The organism is Cohnella caldifontis (assembly GCF_029360585.1).
Classification (GTDB): domain Bacteria; phylum Bacillota; class Bacilli; order Paenibacillales; family Paenibacillaceae; genus Cohnella; species Cohnella caldifontis.
In genome coordinates this window covers 96,151-113,143 of the sequence record NZ_JAQZSJ010000007.1, presented here as the reverse complement: position 1 = coordinate 113,143, position 16,993 = coordinate 96,151, and the positions used below count along the sequence as shown (strand labels likewise).

The 16,993-nt window shown below is 61.1% G+C and carries 18 protein-coding genes; 15 read left to right on the top strand and 3 right to left on the bottom strand.

The genetic code is table 11. From position 1 onward, the window contains the following. Nucleotides 1–1,788: 1,788 nt before the first annotated feature. Nucleotides 1,789–2,853, bottom strand: coding sequence for a sensor histidine kinase (locus tag PTZ19_RS12295; RefSeq protein WP_276354790.1), 1,065 nt, complete (start codon nt 2,851–2,853; stop codon nt 1,789–1,791). Next, on the bottom strand, nt 2,850–3,539 hold the full coding sequence (locus PTZ19_RS12290) for a response regulator transcription factor (RefSeq protein WP_276354789.1): 690 nt from the start codon (nt 3,537–3,539) through the stop codon (nt 2,850–2,852). Before PTZ19_RS12290 ends, PTZ19_RS12295 begins: the two co-directional genes overlap by 4 nt. 179 nt (nt 3,540–3,718) lie before the next feature. Between PTZ19_RS12290 and PTZ19_RS12285 the strand changes: the two genes are divergently transcribed. The 3 genes from PTZ19_RS12285 to PTZ19_RS12275 all read left to right on the top strand — a co-directional run bounded on the left by PTZ19_RS12285 (nt 3,719) and on the right by PTZ19_RS12275 (nt 4,909). Beyond that, entirely contained in the window at nt 3,719–3,880 is a 162-nt protein-coding gene (locus PTZ19_RS12285) for a hypothetical protein (protein WP_276354787.1), read from the top strand. Nucleotide 3,881: 1 nt separating this feature from the next. Further along, entirely contained in the window at nt 3,882–4,532 is a 651-nt protein-coding gene (locus PTZ19_RS12280; RefSeq protein WP_276354785.1) for a DUF2306 domain-containing protein, read from the top strand. 125 nt (nt 4,533–4,657) lie between these two features. After that, nucleotides 4,658–4,909 carry a hypothetical protein gene (locus PTZ19_RS12275; protein ID WP_276354784.1) on the top strand — a complete coding sequence of 84 codons (252 nt, stop codon included), beginning with the start codon at nt 4,658–4,660 and terminating at the stop codon, nt 4,907–4,909. A 58-nt stretch (nt 4,910–4,967) separates the two neighbouring features. Here the strand turns inward: PTZ19_RS12275 and PTZ19_RS12270 are convergent, their stop codons facing one another. Then, on the bottom strand, nt 4,968–5,444 hold the full coding sequence (locus PTZ19_RS12270; RefSeq protein ID WP_276354782.1) for a GNAT family N-acetyltransferase: 477 nt from the start codon (nt 5,442–5,444) through the stop codon (nt 4,968–4,970). A gap of 290 nt (nt 5,445–5,734) precedes the next feature. On the opposite strand from PTZ19_RS12270, the gene PTZ19_RS12265 reads away from it, so the two are divergent. The 12 genes from PTZ19_RS12265 to PTZ19_RS12210 all read left to right on the top strand — a co-directional run bounded on the left by PTZ19_RS12265 (nt 5,735) and on the right by PTZ19_RS12210 (nt 16,960). Beyond that, nucleotides 5,735–5,941 (top strand): hypothetical protein, encoded by a 207-nt coding sequence (locus PTZ19_RS12265; protein ID WP_276354781.1) that lies wholly within the window; start codon nt 5,735–5,737, stop codon nt 5,939–5,941. A gap of 3 nt (nt 5,942–5,944) precedes the next feature. Beyond that, nucleotides 5,945–7,690 (top strand): biosynthetic-type acetolactate synthase large subunit, encoded by a 1,746-nt coding sequence (gene ilvB / locus PTZ19_RS12260; RefSeq protein WP_276354779.1) that lies wholly within the window; start codon nt 5,945–5,947, stop codon nt 7,688–7,690. After that, nucleotides 7,687–8,169: an acetolactate synthase small subunit gene (gene ilvN / locus PTZ19_RS12255; RefSeq protein WP_276354778.1), complete on the top strand. Its 483-nt coding sequence runs from the start codon at nt 7,687–7,689 to the stop codon at nt 8,167–8,169. The genes ilvB and ilvN overlap by 4 nt, the downstream gene beginning before the upstream one ends. Nucleotides 8,170–8,348: 179 nt before the next feature. Continuing rightward, nucleotides 8,349–9,341, top strand: a complete 993-nt coding sequence (ilvC, locus tag PTZ19_RS12250) for a ketol-acid reductoisomerase (RefSeq protein WP_276354777.1) — start codon at nt 8,349–8,351, stop codon at nt 9,339–9,341. A gap of 138 nt (nt 9,342–9,479) precedes the next feature. After that, complete coding sequence (locus PTZ19_RS12245; RefSeq protein ID WP_276354776.1) at nt 9,480–10,676, top strand: aminotransferase-like domain-containing protein; 1,197 nt, start codon at nt 9,480–9,482, stop codon at nt 10,674–10,676. A gap of 242 nt (nt 10,677–10,918) precedes the next feature. Continuing rightward, the gene (locus PTZ19_RS12240; protein WP_276354775.1) at nt 10,919–11,215 is read left to right on the top strand and encodes an MFS transporter; all 297 of its coding nucleotides are present in this window, start codon (nt 10,919–10,921) and stop codon (nt 11,213–11,215) included. 74 nt (nt 11,216–11,289) lie between these two features. Continuing rightward, the gene (locus PTZ19_RS12235) at nt 11,290–12,126 is read left to right on the top strand and encodes a phosphatidylinositol-specific phospholipase C/glycerophosphodiester phosphodiesterase family protein (RefSeq protein ID WP_276354774.1); all 837 of its coding nucleotides are present in this window, start codon (nt 11,290–11,292) and stop codon (nt 12,124–12,126) included. A gap of 148 nt (nt 12,127–12,274) precedes the next feature. Next, a complete protein-coding gene (gene leuB, locus PTZ19_RS12230) occupies nt 12,275–13,354 on the top strand; it encodes a 3-isopropylmalate dehydrogenase (protein ID WP_276354773.1) in 1,080 nt (359 codons plus the stop codon). Between the two features lie 143 nt (nt 13,355–13,497). Further along, nucleotides 13,498–14,046 carry a peroxiredoxin gene (locus PTZ19_RS12225; RefSeq protein WP_276354772.1) on the top strand — a complete coding sequence of 183 codons (549 nt, stop codon included), beginning with the start codon at nt 13,498–13,500 and terminating at the stop codon, nt 14,044–14,046. 206 nt (nt 14,047–14,252) lie between these two features. Then, a complete protein-coding gene (locus PTZ19_RS12220; protein ID WP_276354771.1) occupies nt 14,253–14,678 on the top strand; it encodes a hypothetical protein in 426 nt (141 codons plus the stop codon). A gap of 165 nt (nt 14,679–14,843) precedes the next feature. Continuing rightward, the gene (gene sigI / locus PTZ19_RS12215; RefSeq protein WP_276354770.1) at nt 14,844–15,647 is read left to right on the top strand and encodes an RNA polymerase sigma-I factor; all 804 of its coding nucleotides are present in this window, start codon (nt 14,844–14,846) and stop codon (nt 15,645–15,647) included. Beyond that, complete coding sequence (locus PTZ19_RS12210) at nt 15,644–16,960, top strand: anti-sigma factor domain-containing protein (protein WP_276354769.1); 1,317 nt, start codon at nt 15,644–15,646, stop codon at nt 16,958–16,960. Before sigI ends, PTZ19_RS12210 begins: the two co-directional genes overlap by 4 nt. The last annotated feature ends 33 nt before the right edge of the window (nt 16,961–16,993 follow it).

Here is a 16,993-nt window from a genome sequence, read left to right as displayed (position 1 = left end):
TATAACCGTAACGGGTTACGGATAAGGGCCGTGGTGTCCGTTACGTTTAGAAAATGAGGGGTTTTGATCCAATAACGGCTTCAGTGTCCGTTAGAATCAGAACCCGTGGCGGGGAGGAGGGGCTAAGCTTGCCGCGCAAGCTTAACCCCCGCCAATGCGTGGGGCAACAGCTGGATAAGCCAGCCGCGCAAGCATAACCCCCGCCAACCGCGGGGCTACAGCTGGTTAAGCCCGCCGCGCAAGCTTAACCCCCGCCAATGCGTGGGGCAACAGCTGGATAAGCCAGCCGCGCAAGCATAACCCCCGCCAACCGCGGGGCTACAGCTGGTTAAGCCCGCCGCGCAAGCTTAACCCCCGCCAATGCGTGGGGCAACAGCTGGTTAAGCCAGCCGCGCAAGCTTAACCCCCGCCAACCGCGGGGCTACAGCTGGTTAAGCCAGCCGCGCAAGCTTAACCCCCGCCAATGCGTGGGGCAACAGCTGGTTAAGCCAGCCGCGCAAGCTTAACCCCCGCCACCCGCGGGGCTACAGCTGGTTAAGCCAGCCGCGCAAGCTTAACCCCCGCCACCCGCGGGGCTACAGCTGGTTAAGCCAGCCGCGCAAGCTTAACCCCCGCCACCCGCGGGGCTACAGCTGGTTAAGCCAGCCGCGCAAGCTTAACCCCCGCCACCCGCGGGGCTACAGCTGGTTAAGCCAGCCGCGCAAGCTTAACCCACGCCAACCGCGGGGCCACAGCGGGTTAAGCCAGCCGCGCAAGCTTAAACCCCGCCAACGCGTGGGGCATGAGCTGAATAAGCCTGCGGCGCAAGCATAACCCCCGCTGGCGCGTGGGGCATGAGCTGAATAAGCCAGCCGCGCAAGCTTAATCCTCGCCAACCGCGGGGCCACAGCTGGTTAAGCCAGCCGCGCAAGCTTAACCCCCGCCAAGGCGTGGGGCATGAGATGATTAAGCCTGCGGCGCACGCATAACCCCCGCTGGCGCGTGGGGCAACAGCTGAATAAGCCAGCCGCGCAAGCTTAATCCTCGCCAACCGCGGGGCCACAGCTGGTTAAGCTTGCCGCGCAAGCTTAACCCCGCCAACGTAGGGGGCTACAGCTGGATAAGCCTGCGGCGCTAGCATAACCCCCGCTGGCGCGTGGGGCATGAGCTGAATAAGCCTGCCGCGCAAGCTTAAACCCCGCCAACCGCGGGGCCACAGCTGGTTAAGCCAGCCGCGCAAGCTTAAACCCCGCCAACGCGTGGGGCAACAGCTGATTAAGCCAGCCGCGCAAGCTTAAACCCCGCCCCTCTGGACAAACGGATCTCAATGGTCATGTTCATTTGAGTACAGGATTGAGTGATGTTCGTGGAAAAGTTGCTGAAGAGGGACTTCAGAGGCATGAAACACTAGGACCGTCAGGGACGAATTTCTCCCTGACGGTTTTTCTTAATAGGCATGTACGCTTGCGATCCCAACTGCCGGTTGTCCCATTCATTGATTTCCCTTGGCCATGAGGTGCCAAAGTGCACTTAAGGCGAGCCTATAAATTCAAAAATGACGATCCGGGTGCCAAAATACACTTGATTCATGCGGAAAGCACGCAGGAGCGGGGAAAATCCGCAAATGAAGTGCATTTAGGCACTTGAGACTCGAAAATATCCCGATTTTCCGGACTTTAAGTGTACTTTGGCACTTGATCAAATCATCCTTAGCCTATCGGCAGCGGGACCTGGCGGCAGGCGGCAGCGGGACCTGCCGTCAGGCGGCAGCGGGGCTGTCGGCAGCGGGGGCTGTTGGCAGGCGGCTGCCTATTCCGCGGCGGGAAGCCGCCCCGTCAGCACCGCGCCGCCTTCGGGATCGTTGCCCGCCGTCAGGTCGCCGTCGTGCGCGCGGAAGATGCGGCGGGCGATGGCGAGCCCCAGGCCGGCGCCCCCAGTGGACCGGTTTCGGGACGCCTCCCCGCGGTACAGCGGCTCGAACGCGCGCGGCAGATCCGACGGGGCAAAACCGGCTCCCGTATCCCGGACCGAGACCGTCGTTCCGCCGCGATCCCGTCGGCAGCGCACGTAGATCCGTCCCTGCGCCGGCGTGTGCCGAATCGCGTTATCCAGCAAGTTGTTCATGGCGCGCTCGAGCAGATGGGCGTCGCCTCTGATCCCGTGCGTTTCCCCGCCGTCGTCCAGCAGGATCGCGACGCTTTTCTCATCGGCCTGACGCCGCACGCTCTCGACCGATTGTTGCAGCACCGTTGCGAGATCCAACGGGTCGCGAAGCGGAGCCGCCTCCCAATATTCTGTCCTGGAGAAAGCGAACAGATCCTCCACGAGCCGGTCGATTTGGCCGGCTTTTTCTTTGCATACCGCCGCGTACTTCTTCATTTGCTCCGGGGTGGCGGCGATCCCTTGCTCCAATCCGTCCAAATACCCTTTCAGCGCGAACAACGGCGTCCGCAGATCGTGCGCGATCGCGCCGATGAAAAATTTCCGCTCTTCTTCAAGCTCGGCTTGCCGGGAGAAAGAGCCGCGGAGGCTTTCCACCATCGATTCGAAGCCGTCGCGTACTTGGGCGATTTCGGCGATGCGCGATTCGGGCAGCGTGATGTCCCAATCGCCCTCGGCGATTTGCCGGGACGACCGGCTCAGCGCCTCCAGCGGCTTGACGATCAACCGGCGCAGCCCATACCCGGCCGCGAGCAGCACCAGAAGCAATCCGGCCGGCAGAACGATCCGGAGTCCCGGGTGTCCATCGGACGACGCGACGCTCCATGTCCCTGTCGCCGCGTAATGAACCGCAACGTAAGCCAGCCATAGAACCGTCAGCGTTAGCAGCAGGAAGGCCAACATGAATTTGCGAACGCGAACCGTCTTGTTCATGGCTTGGCCTCGAACCGGTAGCCGACTCCCCATACGTTCGCCAAATACCGCGGGCGCTCGGGGTCGATTTCGATTTTCTCGCGCAGGCGGGCGATATGGACGCGGACCGTATGCTTGTCGCCGACGCCGTCCCAAAACCGGTCCAACAGCTGCTCGTAGGTGAACACCTGGCGGGGATTTTCGCAAAACAGCCGCAGCAGGTCGTACTCCTTAGGCGTCAGCGGCAGTTCCCGTCCGTCGGCATACACCGCGCGGGCGGCGAAGTCCAAGCTCAGCCGCCCGGCTTGGAGCATCGGAGGAACGTGAGGCCGGGAAGGACGGTACCGCCGCAGCACGGCTTTCACGCGGGCTACGACCTCGCCGGGGGATGCCGTCTTGACGATGTAATCGTCCGCGCCGAGCCCCAGCCCCCGGATCTTGTCCACGTCGCCGCCGCGCGCGCTCAGGAACAAGATCGGCACGTCGCTGGTCTCGCGAAGGGTCCGGCAAAGCTCGAAACCGCTCTGCCCGGGCATCATGATGTCCAGCAGCACGCATTGCGGCTCGTCTTGCCGGAACTTCTCGAGCGCTTCCTCCGCGTCGCAGGCCGTCACCGCCAGAAATCCGTCGTTCTCCAGAAAGTCCCTCAACAATTCCACGATGCTCGGGTCGTCGTCGACGACCATCACCGTTTGCCGTTCCGTCACCGTTTTTCCACCGCCTTTGATCTCCTCCCATTCTACCACTTCTTTTCCCGGCGAAAACGCCGTTCACGTTTCTGGGACGGTTCGTTGACCGTTTCGTGACGGTTTGGGCGCGCGTTTCGGTACAATCGGAGGCTACACTGTACCCATCGTTCATTTTGGGAAGAGGAGGAGACGGGGTTATGGGAATCGGATCGATCGCCCTTCTGTACGGGGCGTCACTGTTATGCTTCGCCGCTTTTCGGTTTGCTCGCCTGCGAGGCGGGAAAGGCTTCGGCAGCCGGGCGGACCGCGAGCCGAAGACGCATGTCGGCGAAACCGAATTCGGCGGGAGGGGGCGGTAACTTGAACGGCAAATTGGCGTATCGAATCGTCGTCGCATTGGCGGCGGTCTCCGTATTGTGGGCGTTGCTCGTCCACTGGTTCATTGATCCCGGGGCCGCCGAATTCCTGAGCCATAAGACCGGGCTTCGCCGCGAAATCCGGCTTCCGGTCTGGCTTCGCGTCCTGGATCTTCATGTCGCCGCCGCATGCTTGGCCATCGCGGCCGGGGCCATGAATTTTTCCGGCCGGCTCCGACGGGCGAACCGGAAGCTTCACCGCGCGGCCGGCTATACATATATCTTCTGCGTGCTTGCCGTATGCATCACCTCCGGATATATGGCGCCTTATGCCACGGGCGGTCGAGCCGCCGGCATCGCCTTCAATTTGCTCAACTTGCTGTGGATCGGCATTACGCTGACCGCATTCGCGCATATCCGGAGGCTACAGGTTGACCTTCACCGCAGATGGATGGTCCGCAGTTACGTCTTCTGCTTTACGAACGTGTGTATCCACGCGTTGTCGGCCATGTTCCGAGGCTTATTCGGGCTGAGTTACGGAACCGGCTATGCCTGCGGCGTCATCGGCACGATCGTCGGGCTTATGCTGCTGGCTGAAGCAGTCATCCGTTTGCCGCCTTATCCGCCGAAAGCGAGGGCCGACATCCCGTCGTAACGATACCGCTTAAGTCACGGCGTGATTTTTGTGCCGGAAGGACAGTGGTACAATCAAGCGGCTGCCGATTTCCATAGGATGGAGGACAACGGCCTCCGGGGCCTGGTGGAAAGGAGGTTGCATGTATGTCCTCTGTTTCTCGTTCCCAAGCCGAATCGTTGGTCGGCAAACACATTTACGCCGTGAAACGGGACGGATCCCTCGTGATTGGCCGACTGGTGCGAATCAACGGCAACGACCTGATCGTGGAGCCGCCGGGTGACAAAGCGCAGACGAAAGCGATCCTTCCTTTGGCGTTGTTCGATGTGCTGGCCATCGGAACGGCGCCGTTTGCTTTCGGCGGCTTCGGTTTCGGCTTTCCCGGATTCTGGTGGTAAGCCGTTCCATAGGAAGGCATGATGAAAAGCCGGTCCGCAGGCCGGCTTTTCATCCTGTTCAGAAGGCCCATGTCATGGCCGTCGGCGCCGCGAGCGGCTTTGCCAACTCGTAGCATTTGGCGCTGGGAATATGCCGGACGCCCGCATAACCCAACTTCGTGTAGAAGCGAAGGCCGCGTACGTTCGTGTCGTCCACGAACAGCCGGGCTTCGCGGCAGCCGCGGGAGAGGCCGAACCTCTCGGCCTCGGCCATCAGCCGGGTACCCCACCGGTGATTCTGTTCGGCGGAATCGACGGCCAGCAAATCGATGAACAGAATGTTTCGATGGAGCTCCATGTGCACGAAGGCGAAGGGTTCGCTTCCTGCGCTCCTGGACGCCACGAACGTCATTCCGCGTCGCAGGCGCTCGGCGATTTCGCGGCGCAGCCGGCCGTCCCGCATGCCTGGGCGCGATGAGAGCGGCACGAGCTCGGTTTTGACCAACCGGAAGATGGCCTCTTCGTCCCCCCGCTGCCTCCAACGGATCAAAGGCACCGCTGCCCAACCTCCTCCATGGACGTGTTTCGATATCGTATGAGGCAACGTCCGGGTCCGGTCCCCCAATTTTTCATCACGCCCGCATATTGACGGATGACCTGGCGAAGCATATAATGAAACCTAGTCATCGAACAAGTTGAACAGCCATGATGAGGATAAAGCGTGAGGGCTCTTTTGCTCAGAGAGCGTCGGGATTGCTGCGACCGATGCCAAAATCCCTGTACCGCGAAGTCTCCTCGGAGCTGTTTCCCTGAAACCGCCGATCGGCGCCAGTAGGGGAAATCGGAGTGGCGCTCGTTATCCGCGCCGAAGGTGCGAAGTGGCCGGCCAATGCCGTCACCGTTCCTTCTGAGGCCGCCATCGCAAGGTGCGCGGCAAATCCGGGTGGTACCGCGGAAGCAACAGCCTTTCGTCCCAGAACGTCGTTCATCGGCGTTCGGGTCGGGAGGCTTTTTTATTTCATCACCAGCATCGCAACCTTGAAAGGAGGATGACGGATGAGCGCGCAAAGTGCCACGCTGAAATCCAAGGAAGAATTGATCGAGAAATGGAGCAAGCCGGAAGTCATCACGGGGTCCGAAATGTTGCTCCGGAGCTTGCTGTTGGAGGGCGTCGACTGCGTCTTCGGTTATCCGGGGGGCGCGGTGCTCTACATCTACGATGCCATGTACGGTTTTTCCGACTTCAACCATTTGCTGACCCGTCACGAACAAGGAGCCATCCACGCCGCCGACGGTTACGCCCGCTCGACCGGCAAGGTCGGCGTCTGCATCGCCACTTCCGGTCCGGGCGCGACGAACCTGGTCACGGGAATCGCCACGGCTTACATGGATTCGGTGCCGCTGGTCGTGATTACCGGCAACGTCGCGACCAGCCTGATCGGCACGGACGCGTTCCAGGAAGCCGACATCGTCGGCATCACGATGCCGATCACGAAGCACAGCTACCTCGTCAAGGACGCGGCCGACTTACCGCGCGTTATCCACGAGGCATTTCACATCGCGAACACCGGCCGCAAAGGTCCGGTCTTGATCGACATTCCGAAGGACGTCTCCGCGCAGAAAGCGCTGTTCCAGCCCGTGACGGAAGTGAGCCTCCGAGGCTACAATCCGACCGTTCTGCCGAACCGGGGCCAGGTGGACAAAATGCTGCGGGCGATCGAAACGGCGGAGAAGCCCCTGCTGCTCGTAGGCGGCGGCGCGGTCTACTCGGGAGCGCATGAAGAGCTGTTCGAGTTCGTTACGAAGACGGGCATCCCGATCACGACGACGCTGCTGGGCCTCGGGGCGTTCCCAAGCGGCCACGAGCTTCATCTCGGCTTTCCCGGCATGCACGGCACTTGGACCGCGAACACGGCGATCCAGAACTCGGACCTGCTGATCAACATCGGCGCCCGGTTCGACGACCGGGTGACGGGCAAGCTCTCCGGCTTCGCCCCGAACGCGAAAATCGTGCACGTGGACATCGATCCCGCCGAAATCGGCAAAAACGTGCCGACCGACATTCCGATCGTCGGAGACGTCAAGGCCGTGCTCGAAATCGCCAACCAATCCGCCAAGTTCGCGGCCAAAGCCGATGCCTGGCGCGCGCAGCTCCAGCAATGGAAGGCGGAGAAGCCGTTCCGCTTCACGGACTCCGAAGCGGAGCTTAGGCCGCAATGGGTCGTCTCGATGATCCACGAGACGACGGGGGGCGACGCCATCGTCACGACGGACGTCGGCCAGCACCAGATGTGGGCGGCGCAATACTATCCGTTCAAGAAGCCGCGCTCTTGGGTCACCTCCGGCGGCCTCGGCACGATGGGCTACGGTTTCCCGTCCGCGATCGGCGCCCAGATGGGCAATCCGGGACGTACGGTCGTCTCCATCAACGGCGACGGCGGCATGCAGATGTGCTCGCAGGAGCTGGCCGTCTGCGCGATCAACAACATTCCGGTCAAAGTGGCCATCTTGAACAACCAGGTACTCGGCATGGTCCGCCAGTGGCAGGAACTGATTTACGACAATCGTTACAGCCACATCGACCTGGCCGGCAGCCCGGACTTCGTCAAGCTTGCCGAAGCATACGGGGTCAAAGGCTTCCGCGCGACGAACAAAGAGGAAGCCCGCGAGGCCTGGGAAGCGGCGCTGAAGCATCCGGGCCCGGCCGTCGTCGAATTCGTCGTCCGCAAGGAAGAAAACGTGTATCCGATGGTCCCGCAAGGAAGCACGATCGACCAAATGATCATGGGGGATGCCGAATGAGCAAACATACGATCTCCATCCTGGTCAACGACCAGCCCGGGGTGATGCAGCGCGTGTCCGGCTTGTTCGGACGCCGCGGCTTCAACATCGAGAGCATCACCGTGGGCTCGTCCGAGGAGCCGGGGCTTTCCCGGATGGTCATCGTCACGCAAGGCGACGACCGGACGGTGGAGCAGATCCAGAAGCAATTGTACAAGTTGATCGACGTCATCAAAGTCATCGACGTCAGCGCCAACCCCATGGTCGCGCGGGAGCTCGGCCTGATCAAGGTTTCCGCGGAGCCTTCCGCCCGCCCGGAAATCCTGGGCATCGTGGAGACGTTCCGCGCCGCCGTCGTCGACATCGGTCCCTCCACCTTGATCGTCCAGGTGGTCGGGGATACCGAGAAAATCGACGCGATGGTGGAGCTGCTGAAGCCTTACGGAATCCGCGAGCTGTCCCGCACCGGCGTGACGGCGATGGCCCGCGGCAATCGGTAACCGGTTTATATCTGCGCCGATGCGGTAACGCATTGCTATTGTCCCGCTTCAAGCAATCGTCGGAGCGGGGGTTCCAGCCGCGGAAGCGAAACCGCGCCGCAGGACGCATGCCGCCGTTGGAACGCCCGCTTCGAGGGTCGCCATATCTGGCAACACAATATTAAGGAGGCTATTTTCCCATGGCAGTAAACTTGTACTACGACAAAGACGCCGACATCGGCGCGCTGAAAGGCAAAACGATCGCCGTCATCGGCTACGGCAGCCAAGGCCACGCCCAAGCGCAAAACCTGCGCGACAGCGGCCTGTCCGTCATCATCGGCCTGCGTCCCGGCAAATCCGCGGACAAAGCGAAGAACGACGGCTTCGAAGTGCTCTCCGTCGCAGACGCTACGCGCAAAGCGGACGTCGTGCAAATCCTGATGCCGGACGAAACCCAAGCGGCCGTCTATAAGGACGAAATCGAGCCGAACCTGAAAAAAGGCGCGGCCCTCATGTTCTCCCACGGCTTCAACGTGCATTTCGGCCAAATCGTCGCTCCGGCTGACGCCGACGTGCTGCTGGTCGCTCCGAAATCGCCGGGCCACATGGTCCGCCGCACGTACGTCGAAGGCTTCGGCGTTCCGGGATTGATCGCGATCCATCAGAACGGCACGGGCAAAGCGTTCGAAATCGGCATGGCTTACGCCAAAGGCATCGGCTGCACCCGCGCCGGGGTCATCGAGACGACCTTCAAGGAAGAAACCGAGACCGACCTGTTCGGCGAACAAGCCGTTCTCTGCGGCGGCACGAGCGCACTCGTCAAAGCGGGCTTCGAAACGCTGGTCGAAGCGGGTTACGCTCCGGAAATGGCCTACTTCGAGTGCTTGCACGAGCTGAAATTGATCGTCGACCTGATGTACGAAGGCGGCCTGGCGGCCATGCGCGACTCCATCTCCAACACCGCGGAATTCGGCGATTACGTCACCGGTCCCCGCATCGTGACGGACGAAACGAAGAAAGCGATGAAAGCCGTCCTGGCCGACATCCAATCGGGTCGCTTCGCCCGCGACTTCATCCTGGAAAACAAAACCGGCCGCGCGTTCCTGACGGCAACCCGCCGCAACGAAGCCGAGCATCCGATCGAAGTCGTAGGCTCTCAGCTTCGCGGCCTGATGAGCTGGCTGAAGAAATAATCGATTCGCAAAGTTCCGATTGGAGGCTGTCCCTCATGGTCAATATGACACGGGTGGACAGCCTCCATCTTTCGGACGTTGATTTCGTCATCTAAGCTTGGCATCATCCGCGCTGGGGCGCGATAGGGGGGAATCCCGATGAATTACCGATATTCCGAACGGCTGAACCGATTCTCTTCGTCGGCCGTTCGCGAAATTTTAAAGCTTACGCAAGGCAACTCCATCATCTCGTTCGCGGGAGGACTGCCGGCCGAGGAGCATTTTCCGGTCCAAGCGGTGGGAGAAGCGTTTGAAAGGGTGCTGGCGCAGGGCAACCGGGCGCTGCAATACGGGTTGACGGAAGGTTATTTGCCGCTGAGGGAAAGCATTTGCCGCCGCATGGCGCGCAAGGGAATGAACGTCACCCCGGCCGACATGCTGCTGACGACCGGCTCCCAGCAGGCGATCGATCTGCTCACGCGGATTTACATCGACGAGGGCGACGTCATTCTGGTGGAGCGCCCGACCTACTTGTCCGCCATCCAGGTGTTCCAATCCTACGGCGCGAAGGTCGTGTCGGTGGACACGGACGCGGACGGCATGGATCCGGACGATCTTGCCGCCAAAATCCGGCAGTACCGCCCGAAAATGATGTACGCCATCCCGACGTTCCACAATCCGACGGGCCAAGCCTGGAGCCTGGAACGCCGCAAGGCAGCGCTCCAGCTCTGCCGGGACTCCGGCACCTTGATTTTGGAAGACGATCCCTACGGCGAGCTCAAGTTCGGCGACGAATCCGTCACCTATCCGACGCTGTTCTCGCTCGATCAACACCCGTCCGGCTCCTGCGTCGTGTACACGAGCACGTTCTCCAAGACGGTCGCTCCCGCGCTTCGCACCGGCTGGGTGATCGGCGATCCGGATCTCATCCGGAACATCGCCCGGGCGAAACAAGCGAACGACCTCCACTCCAGCTCGCTGGACCAGCAGACGCTGTATCAGCTGCTCGAGCATTTCGACCTGGACGCCCATATCCGGTTCGTTCGGACGGAATACGAGGCGCGCATGCGTCAAATGGCCGGGCTGCTGGAAGAGAAGCATTGGCCTGGCGTCACCTGGAAGGAGCCGAAGGGCGGCATGTTTTTCTGGCTGGAGCTTCCGGAGTCGATCGACTCGGCCCAGCTGCTGAAAACCGCCGTGGAGCTCGGCGTCGCGTTCGTCCCCGGAGCGACGTTCTACGCGGAAAGCCCGAGGGTCAATACGCTGCGGATGAACTTCACCCACAACGATTCGGACAACACGATCCTGGGCATGAACCGGCTGTCCCAGGCGATGGAGAGCGTTTTGGTCCGGTAAGCAGCGCATATCGAAGGCCGTCCTCTGCGTGAGGGCGGCTTTTCTTTCGGATCCGCAACCCCTCGGTGCTGCCGGTTAAGCCGGTAGTGATGGCTTAGGGGATCAGAAGGGCGTATCGCCCAGGAACACGCGGGTCGGGCCGAGCAGGTGCAGCTTCGTCAGCTGCGCGGCTACGTACAACGGCGTGTACGGCAGCCCTTGCGCCAGCCACTGCATCAAGATGCCGACATGCGGTCGCCTGGATGGTGCTGTCGGGGCTTGGCGCGGGAGCCGTTTACCCGGCGATGGGCACGGCGGCGCAGCAGGCGGCGGGAAGCGTTCATCGCGGAACGGCGACCGCTTCGAACCAGTTTTTCCGTTCGATCGGCGGCACCGTCGGCGTCACCGTGCTGGGATCGTTCCGCGAATCCATCTGGCAGACGTTCGCCGTCGGCGCGGGATTCGTCGCGGCCGGGTTGCTGGCCAGCGCGTTGATGGGCGGCGCGCGAATGGCCGATCCGGCGGCGCGTCAATCAGGATCGTCGTCACGACCGGCTTAGCCGGCAGGCGAAGACTTCGGAGAGAACCGCTGGATTTTCTTCTGTTGGCACAATATAAAGGGGACGAAAAGATTTTGGCAAACGTTGGAGGTGCCGTCATGTTCCTCTGCCTGGTTTTGCTCTCCTTGATGGCTCCGGGAATGGATTCCCCTACGGGATTTTTGGACGGAGAGCGGCTCGTCGCGCACGCGATGGGCGGAATCGACGGCCGGACGCTGACGAACTCCGAAGATGCGTTCACGGCCAATTACGCGAAAGGCTTCCGCTGGTTCGAAGTCGATTTGCGGCTGACCTCGGACGGCGGGGTGGCGGCCGTTCATGATTGGGAGCGGTATTTCCGCGATACGCTGGGCCGCGGTATCGCGGAGGCGCACCGGGCCATGCCGGTTTCCCGGGAGGCGTTCCGCTCGTCGCCGGTCGGCGGCAAGTACCGTCCGCTTGACGCCGGCGGCATCGTCGGGCTGTTGGAACGACACCCCGATGTCCGGCTCGTGCTCGATATGAAGGACCCGGGTCCGGAAGCGCGGGCACGCGCCCTTCGGCAACTCGCCGCCGAAGCGGATGCGTCGCCGTTTCCGGGCGTTCCGGAGCGCATCGTCCCGCAAATTCCCGATCCGGAAACGTACCGCATGTTCGAATCGATCCGGCCTTTTCCTTCCTATATTTTGACTTTATATGCCTCGAAGGCTGCGAATGAGGAAGTTCTCCGTTTCGTCCGTCAAGCTCCGAAGATCCGAGCCGTCGCCATGCCGGCTTTCCGCGTTTCCCCGCAATTCGTCTCCGAGCTCAAGCGTTCGGGCACACGGGTCTATGTCCATACGGTCAACGATCCGAAGAAAGCGGCCGAACTCCGGGAAACGGGCGTAGATGGCATCTACACGGATTTTTTGGCCCCAGGCGCAGGCGGGTGAACCATGCCCCGAATCCCGTCCCGGGTTCGCCGGATAGCCGCAGCCTATGGAATTCATAGTTTTTATCTATTTTGCCTCTGAGCCGATAATATGCTAAAACTGACATAGTGGTCCAATCGGACAATGCGAAGAGGAGTGTACGAAACTTATGGCAGAAACGAAGAAAATCGCCGTGATCGCGGGCGACGGGATCGGTCCGGAAGTCGTCGCGGAAGCGGAAAAGGTACTTAAGCGTTCGGAGGAATTGTTCGGATACTCGTTCGAATTGTCGCACGGCCTGTTCGGCGGCATCGCCATCGACCAGAAGGGAACGCCGCTGCCGCAAGAGACGCTGGACCTGTGCAAAGGCGCGGACGCCGTCCTGCTCGGCGCCGTCGGCGGACCCAAATGGGACGACAACCCGAAGGAGCTGCGCCCGGAGACCGGCCTGCTCGGCATCCGCAAAGCGCTTGGCCTGTTCTCCAACATCCGTCCCGCCGTCGTGTTCGATTGCCTGAAGGACGCGTCGACGCTGAAGCCGGAAGTGCTGGAAGGCACGGACCTCATCGTCGTGCGCGAGTTGACCGGCGGCATTTACTTCGGCGACAAGTTCCGCCGGGACGGCGCGAACGGCCAAGAAGCGGTGGACACGTGCGTTTATAACGTAAGCGAGGTCGAGCGGATCGTCCGTCAAGCGTTCGAGATCGCCCGCACGCGGCGCAAAAAGCTGGCGTCGGTCGATAAGGCCAACGTGCTGGAGACGTCCCGCCTGTGGCGCGAGACGGTAAACCGCATCGCTCCCGAATATCCGGACGTCGAGCTCGAGCACGTGCTCGTCGACAACTGCGCGATGCAGCTGCTCCGCCGTCCCTCCAGCTTCGACGTGATCGTGACCGAGAACATGTTCGGCGACATCCTGAGCGACGAAGCCGCCATGCTGACCGGCTCCATCGGCATGCTGTCCTCCGCCTCCCTCGGCGAGGGAAGCTTCGGCCTTTACGAACCGGTACACGGCTCGGCCCCGGACATCGCCGGCCAAGGCATCGCGAACCCGATCGCCACGATCCTCTCCGTCGCCTTGATGTTCCGGTTGACGTTCGGCTATGCGGATGCCGCCGACTCCATCGAGCGCGCGGTCAAAAACGTGCTCGACGCGGGTCACCGCACCGGCGACATCGCCGTCGACCGCAGCAAAGCGATCGGCACGAAAGCGATGGGCGATCTGATCGTGGCTGCCATGACGCGCTGATTCACCGGATCGACATCATTAAGAATGATTCTTAAAAAAGAATCGCTCCTATCTTGACGCTGCCCAACGAGAATGATAACATTTTTTCGTGACAAGATAATACCGGCAATGACCGGTTAGAATTTGGATGGAGGTATGGAGAGATGGCAGAACGTTTGGTAGGTCGCAAGGCACCGGATTTCAACATGGAAACGGCTCTCGGAGACGGCACGAACTTCGGAACGGCTAAGCTGTCCGATTATAAAGGCAAGTGGCTGGTATTCTTCTTCTATCCGCTGGACTTCACGTTCGTATGTCCGACGGAAATCACCGCGTTGTCCGACGCGTACGAAGAATTCAAGAAGCTGAACACCGAGATTCTGGGCGTCAGCGTCGACAGCAAGCACAGCCACCGCGCGTGGATCAACACGCCGAAGAACGACAACGGCCTGGGCAAGCTGAACTTCCCGCTGGCTTCCGACATCACGAAGGAAGTCGCCCGCGAATACGGCGTCCTGATCGAAGAAGAAGGCGTTGCGCTTCGCGGCCTGTTCATCATCGACCCGGAAGGCGAGCTCAAATACCAAGTCGTCAACCATAACGACGTCGGCCGCAGCGTGGAAGAAACGCTCCGCGTCCTGCAGGCGCTGCAATCCGGCGGCCTGTGCCCGATGAACTGGAAGCCTGGACAAGCCCACCTGGTCGCGAAGTAAGACCTGAAATCGATCCAAAAACATGCTCCCCGGAACGCTCCGGGGAGTTGTTTTCTCTATCCGGACTTATTCGGCCATTGGCTGAAATTTTTACCTCCATCCGTTCCCGGCAGGAATCCCCGGATCGAAGGCCGAATATAGTGAATACCATTCATCCTCGCATGGGAAGGATCATTCCGGATGCCTGAGGCAAGGAGGGAAACCCGATGAGCTTTTGTTGCGGAGCCAGCATGATCGGAACGAAGGGAACGCTCAAGCATTACCGGACACGGATCCATAACGTGCCCATTCTGTTCTGCCCTGTATGCCACCGGGTGGAAGTGCATTATTTGGTAGAGAACGAATACGATATCCTGGCCGAATACGCGCATGGGGACGGAGCCTCGGAGGTGGACTTCCACGACTACGTCGACGAGTCCGACAAAGCGCTGCACGAGAACTGCGTGAACCATGAGAACGAGGACCCGATGCAAGTCGTGCAGAACCAGATCGACATGGCGCTGGACCTGCTCTCGTTCGCCAAACAGCTGGGAGACGAAGAATGGGAGCGGCAGCTGAAACGGAGGCTCGGCGTGCTGAGCCAACGCAGGCATAAACTGCGGCAGAAACGGACTTCCGGCGGGCCGATCTGACTTCGCCGGATTGGAAACCCCTGCCTTTCATATACGGTCGGAACGAAATCCATCCGCCCTCGAAGCGCAACGATTCCGCTTCGGGGGCGTTTATTTATTTTGTCGGACGAATGACCCCCTTAAAGCGGCGAGGGATGACGAATGGTATGAATGCGGGGTGAGCGGGTGCTTCTCGTACTTTGGAAAAAATGGTTCGCCCGGCAGGCTCCGGCGGATGACCCGAACGGCGGGGAAACGGCGGAAGAGATGGTCAAGGCGATCCAGGCGGGGGACGAATCGCTTCGGGAATCGTTGATCGCGTCGTATCGCCCTTTCGTCGCCAAGACGGCGAGCCGATTTTGCGGGAGGTACGTCGATCCCGCATACGACGACGAGTTCAGCGTGGCGCTCGCGGCCTTCGACGAAGCGATCAACCGTTATTCCCCGGAAGCGGGGAGCGGGTTCATCGGTTTCGCGAGAACGGTCATGACGCGACGGTTGATCGATTACGCGCGGCAGGAGAAACGTCACGCTTCGGCCATTCCATACAGCGCCTTTACCGGCGAAGACGAGAACGGAGGCTCCGAGCTCAGCCGGATCGAGAACGCGGCTGCCTTGGAGGCATACGAGCTGGACCGGGATGCCGACCGGCGCAGGGAGGAAATCACCGCCTTGGCCGAACAGTTGGCCCGGTTCGAGATCCGGTTTCAGGATTTGGCGGACGGTTCGCCGCGGCATCGGGATTCCCGGCAGACGCTGCTGAGGATCGGCCGGAAAATCGCCGAAACGCCGGAATGGTACCGCATGCTCCGGGAAAAACGCCAGTTGCCGGTCAAGGAGCTGTGCGCCGCGGAAACCGTATCACGCAAGACGGTGGAACGCCACCGGAAATATTTGATTGCCGTATCGCTGATCGCAGGCGGACCGTACCCCTGCTTGAAAGCATACATAGCAGGGGAACGCGCGAGCGGGGAGGATGAACGGCCATGAGGCGGGGAACGGTGATGGAAAAAGGCGGCGGATCCGCCGTCGTCCTTACGCCGGACGGAGAATTCGTCCGCGTGAAAGCGGACGGGGACGTTGCCGTGGGACAGGAGATCGCCTGGTCGGAAGCGGACAGGCTGCCGGCAGCGGGAAGGGCGGGCATTCGCCGCCGGGGGCGTTGGGCTGCCGCCGGAACATCCGCTGCGGTACTGCTCCTGTTGGCGTTTTCGCTCTGGTCGTTCCGAACGCCGGCTGTCGTCGCCTACGTGTCGATGGACATCAACCCCAGCATCGAAATGGGGCTGGACGCGAAGGAACGCGTGCTGGAACTTAAGGCGCTCAATTCAGACGCGGAAGCTCTCGTATCGCGTGTCGCCTATCGCAAGAAGTCCGTGGAAGAGGTGACCCGGACGCTCGCGGGCAAGCTCACGGCATCCAAGATCCTGGATGCCGATGAAGGGGAAATCGTCATCGCCAGCGTACGGCTGCGCAAAGTCGACGAACAATGGGAAGCGAAGGTTACCGGGAAAATCGAGCAGATCCTGAAGGAAGCGGGGACGGAGGAGAGCGGCTCCGACGTTTCCGCCTCCGGCTCCCTAACGGTCGAGACGGTATTCCTCCCCGCGGAAGTCCGGGAGGAGGCGAAGCAAAACGGCGTCTCTTCCGGAAAAATGGCCGTCTGGCTCGCGGCCGAAAGCGCGGGACACGACGTGCCTCTGGCCGAGCTGAAGGAAAAATCCGTGAAAACGATCGCTTCGTCCTTGGGCGGACTCGAGCAGGTGCTGGAGGACGGGAAGATCGATACGACGGACCAATCGGCTTGGAAAAAGCTGCTCGACGAGCAGAAAGGCAAAAAGAAAAAGAATCGAACGCCGGATGCTTCTCCGACGTCCAACGGGCAGCCGGACAAGAACGGCAAACCGGGCAAGAACGGCAACGGCCGGAACCCGGACCTCGCCCCTTCTTCCGAACGGGGCCATGCCGGCTCATCGAACGCGGGGAAAGAGCCGGGCATTGCGCCAGGCAAATTCCCGAGCGGGCGCCAAAGCTCGGACAAGGACAACGAAAAGGACGACGTAGACAAGGACCGCATCGACAAGAAGAAGGACGATGGGAACAAGGATACGGCGAAAGACAGGGATAAGGACAAAGGCGAGGACAAGTCCAAGGATACGGGCAAAGAGAAAAGCAAGGATCAAGATCGCGGAAAGAACGATGAAAAGTGGGACAATCCCCGGCGGGATCAGAAACCGCCGCCGAAATGGGGCAAGGGTCAGCCCGATACGGACGGGAACACGCAAGGCGGCCGCCGAGATTGACGCGGCCGCCGTTTTTTTGCCCCAAGCCGGGTT